The organism is Pseudoalteromonas sp. (assembly GCF_041613455.1).
Taxonomy (GTDB): Bacteria; Pseudomonadota; Gammaproteobacteria; order Enterobacterales; family Alteromonadaceae; genus Pseudoalteromonas.
On the sequence record NZ_JBFJHD010000218.1, the window covers coordinates 1 to 4,955 of the forward strand.

Consider the following 4,955-nt stretch of genomic DNA (forward strand, 5'->3'; position numbering starts at 1 on the left):
GCCACACACACAACACACAGACATAAATATTGATTGGTGCGTTGATGAAATAGCGTTATTACAAAAGCTGCAACACTATATTAATAGTAACGACCCCGATGTGATAGTGGGCTGGAATGTTATTGAATTTGATTTTACGGTACTAAACTCGCGCGCCGAGGCATTAGGCTTAACGCTTAACTTTGGCCGTGAGCAGCAAGCGTTAAGCATAAATGTAGGCCATTTTACCCGCTTAAGCCTACCGGGTCGCAGCGTCCTAGATGGTATTGATACCTTAAAAAATGCCACCTACCATTTCGATAACTATTCATTGGCGAATATTGCGCATAAAGTTCTCGGCGAGTCTAAATTAATTCAAGCGGATAACCGCTTAAGCGAAATTGTACGCCAGTTTAACCATGATAAATTAAGTCTTGCTGCGTATAACCGCCAAGATTGCTTATTAGTGTTAGGTATTTTTGCAAAATTAAAACTGTTTGACTTTGCCATCGTTAGAACGCAATTAACCGGGCTCGAGCTGGAGCGCATGGGCGGCTCAGTGGCGGCGTTTACTAATTTATATTTACCGCTATTACATCGTAGTGGCTATGTTGCCCCTAATCTGGGCGATCATGGATTATCATTTGAAAGCCCAGGTGGCTATGTTATGGAGTCAACGCCGGGGCTGTATAAAAATATATTGGTGCTGGATTTTAAAAGCTTATATCCCTCTATTATGCGCACCTTTTGTATTGATCCCCTCGGGCTTATTGAAGGCCTCAAGCAGCCTGAAGATGCCATCGCAGGGTTTAATCAGGCGTTATTTTCCCGCCAGCAGCACCACTTACCTAAGTTAATTAGCTACTTAACCGACACTCGCCAAAAAGCAAAAGACACGAATCAAGCCATGCTTTCTCAAGCAATTAAAATCATTATGAATAGCTTATATGGGGTGCTTGGCTCAAAAGGTTGTCGATTTTATGACCCCAGATTATCAAGTTCTATCACTCTTCGCGGCCATGAAATCATGCAAACCACGCGAAAATGGCTAGAAACGCTCGGTTATGAAGTTATTTATGGCGACACAGATTCAATTTTTGTACGCGTAAATGACAATCTATCCGCCGCTGATTGTAATAAAATCGGCAACGAACTGATGCAATTTATTAACAAGGCATGGTCGGATGAGGTTCAACAACGATTTTCGTTAACAAGTTATTTAGAAATAGAGTTTGAAACGCATTATAGTCCTTTCTTTATGCCCACGATTCGTGGCAAAAAAACCGGATCAAAAAAACGTTATGTAGGCCAAGTACTAAAACATGGCGCTAAGCAACTGGTTTTTAAGGGAATGGAAACAGTGCGCAGCGATTGGACCGAGTTTGCGCAACAGTTTCAAACCGAGCTATTTAACGCACTCTTTGACGAGAAATTTAACATATCGGAGTTAAATAATATTATTAAGCGCTATACAGACGATTTATATGCTGGGAAATTTGACCGCAAATTGGTTTATCGCAAACGTTTAGGGCAAAATTTAAATGATTATGTAAAAAACATTCCGCCACATGTACAAGCGGTGAAAAAGTTTAAAGCGAGTAACCCCGATTTTGAGGTAAAGCGCGGACAAGTCATAGAGTACGTATATGCACTTAATGGTGCAGAAATTTATAATGAAAACAACAAGCTTAACTATCCTCTTTATATCCAAAGACAGTTAGAACCTGTTGCGGAGATGATTTTAACCGCTTTAAATGCCTTACCGACCACCGCGCAAGCACGTTTATTTTAACATTTAATAATTGAAATGATTTTTAAAATAAAAATATTTTCCTATGCGGGCCCCCCTCATTAGCTACTAAAAACCACAATCCATTCAAAATTAAACAGTATTGTAACAATGTGCGCGTTGTTGTTTGCTGATATTAAGAGGCTTGCTATTTAGCTGGGTTGAATTGGTGTTTACTTTAAAAACAATGGCTTGCAATATTTTTTTGTTTTTTTGTAAATTTAGCCATTGCGTATTTAGTAGAGTTCTTACGGCTGTTGCCATTTTTCTCACATAACACATGCAATCAAGTCAACGGGTTGTTACAAAAGATGTTTAAGGTTAATTATTTGTTGACCTTTGGGCTCTCGAGGTATTAGTATTAGCTTCGTTATCGCTACTTGTTAAAGTTTATTTAACATTTAGTGTGAAGTAAAATATAAAAAAATAAAATAGTATTCTTGGGAGAATCAAATGTTAAATAATCAAGTTTCAAAAGCTGTTCGCTTAGCGATTGCTTTTGGTGCAGCTTCAACAGCTGTATTTTCAGCAAGCTCAATCGCTGCTGAAGAAGGCGCAGATGTAGTTGAAAAAATTGAAGTAACCGGTTCACGTATCAAACGTGTTGATATGGCTGGTGATTTACCAGTAACAGTTATCGACCGTGCTGCAATTGAGCTAAGTGGTGAAACATCTGTTGCTGATTTACTACGTAATACGACTTTTAACAGTCTGGGTTCGTTCCGTCCACAGTCTGGTAGTTCTGCTCAAGGTGCAACGACAGTAAGTCTTCGTGGTTTAGGCTCTGACCGCTCATTAGTGTTAGTTGATGGTCGTCGTTTACCTAAATCAACGCTTACAGGTTCAAGTCAAGATTTAAACTTTATCCCAATGGCCGCTGTTGAGCGTGTTGAGATTTTAACTGATGGTGCATCAGCTCTATACGGTTCAGATGCAATCGGTGGTGTAATTAACGTAATTTTACGTAAAGATTTTAATGGTGCAGAAGTAACTTTAGGTTCAGGTCGCATAGAGCACGACGGCGGTGACCGTGAAAATGGTTCTGTATTATTTGGTGCTTCTTCAGATAACGCTTCTGTACTAGCGGGTGCATCGTGGAGTGGTCGAGACATCGTTTACGCTCGCGACTTCCCTTGGTACAGCCCAGGTGGTTCTGTTTATTCAAACAACTTTACAACATTCTCTACTGATGAAGAAGGTAACAGATCAAGCAATTTTGATTTCTTCTCTCCTGAAGCAACATGTGAAGGTGTAGGCAACGAGAACTTTTATCGTATTGGAGCTCGTTGTGGTTTTAATTTCGCAGCTGTTTCTGCTGATGAAGCGTCAATTAAAAACCGCTCTGCGTTCGTTAAAGCTACATATGAAATTAATGATAACTGGAGCATTTACACTAACATCAACATTGCGCAAACTAAATCATTTGGTCGTTATGCGCCTGGTTTAGACACAACTGCTTTTGATAGTTCAATGTCTACAGTTTTTGTTGGTGAAGATAGCCCGAACAACCCAACTAATCCAAATAGCCCAATTTATGACCCATCTTTAGAGATGGAGCAACAAGGCTTAGATTTTTGGCACCGTTTTGCTGCACTAGGTAACCGTGATAACAACCTTTCTTCAGAACTTAAAGATCTTAGCTTTGGTACATCTGGCTTTATTGGTAATGTTTCGGTAGAAGCGGGTGCTCGTAAGACAATCAATGAAAGCCACAACGTTGGTAGTGGTTACATCTTACGTAGCATTGCACGTCAATACATTAATGACGGCACTTACATGCTTAACGACCCATTTGGTGCGTCAAAAGAAGTTAGAGGTGCGATGACAGTAACAACGTCACGTACTGGTAAATTTAACCAAGAAGAGTTTTACGCTAACGCAGCATTTGATGTTATGGAAACAGATGCAGGCGCAATCCAAGCGTTTGTTGGTTTTGAATACCGTACTGAAGATTATGCTGATAAATACGATTCACTATCAGAAGCAGGCCAAGTAGGTGGTTCTTCAGGTAGCAGTGCTGGCGGTAGCCGTTCAGTTCGTGGTTTATTCTTTGAAGCGTTAGTGCCAGTTTCTGAACAGTTCGAACTTAACTTTGCAGGTCGTTACGATGATTACTCTGATTATGGTTCAGATTTCTCACCAAAAGTATCGGCACGCTACAACCCAATTGATGATTTAGTTCTTCGTGCATCATGGGGTAAAGGCTTCCGTGCACCGTCATTACCAGATTTAACGCAGCAACCTGCTGAGTCTGCTGATTCTGTATCGGATGAAGCAACTTGTTTAGCGATAGGTGAGGCTGCAGATTGTTCTTCACAAATCAATGCGCTAGTAATTGCAAACCCTGGTTTACAATCTGAGCAATCAGACCAGTACTCACTAGGTGCTGTATACCAAGCAACGGATGCGATTTCTTTCGAAATAGATTACTACAACATTGAAATCACTAACAGAATTCGTGCTTTCGGTGCGCAAGCCATCATTGATGCACGTCTTCGTGGTGACTCAGTGCCTGACGCGTTCACTGTAACTCGTTCTCCAAATGGCGCAATTACACAATTAGTACGTGGTTTTGGTAACGACGGTAGCTTAGAAACTTCAGGTATCGATTTCAAAGCTAATTCATTATTTGATTTCGGTGATGCAGGCTCGCTTAGAACTAATTTAAATGTTTCACACATTATAGATTACAGCACTGATGGCGGTCGTAACTTTGTGAATGACCCTGGTGTACCACAAATGCGTGTAAACCTTTCAAACGTATATTCGTTTGCTGATTTTGACTTTACTTGGAACCTAAGCTTAATTGATAGCCAGTGTGAAGACATTACAGCTGATGGTGCTTGTGAAGGTCATATCCCTTCTTGGGTAACCCATGACTTACAAGTTGCGTATAATACTCCTTGGAATGGTAAAGTGAGCTTTGGTGCACAAAATGCATTCGGCAAGCAACCACCATTGTTTGCATCAGGTGGTCGTGATTATAACTTTGACTTATACTCAGGCTTCGGACGTACAATGTACTTAAACTTTAAACAATCTTTCTAAGTTTATTTATAAAGTAAATAAAAGAGTGGCTTATAGCCGCTCTTTTTTTTGGAGAAAAATAATGCACTGGGATCATTACTGGGATTCAACAAACAGGTTATCAAGCTTTGGCGATGCAGAAACAGAGCTGGGATACCCC

The 4,955-nt window shown here is 40.4% G+C and carries 2 protein-coding genes; both read left to right on the forward strand.

Annotated elements, in window-relative coordinates:
- A partial coding sequence (locus tag ABYB02_RS14570; protein WP_372763134.1) for a DNA polymerase II occupies nt 1–1,771 on the forward strand: 1,771 nt, incomplete at its 5' end.
- A gap of 450 nt (nt 1,772–2,221) precedes the next feature.
- Complete coding sequence (locus ABYB02_RS14575) at nt 2,222–4,816, forward strand: TonB-dependent receptor plug domain-containing protein (protein WP_372763135.1); 2,595 nt, start codon at nt 2,222–2,224, stop codon at nt 4,814–4,816.
- Nucleotides 4,817–4,955 lie beyond the last annotated feature (139 nt).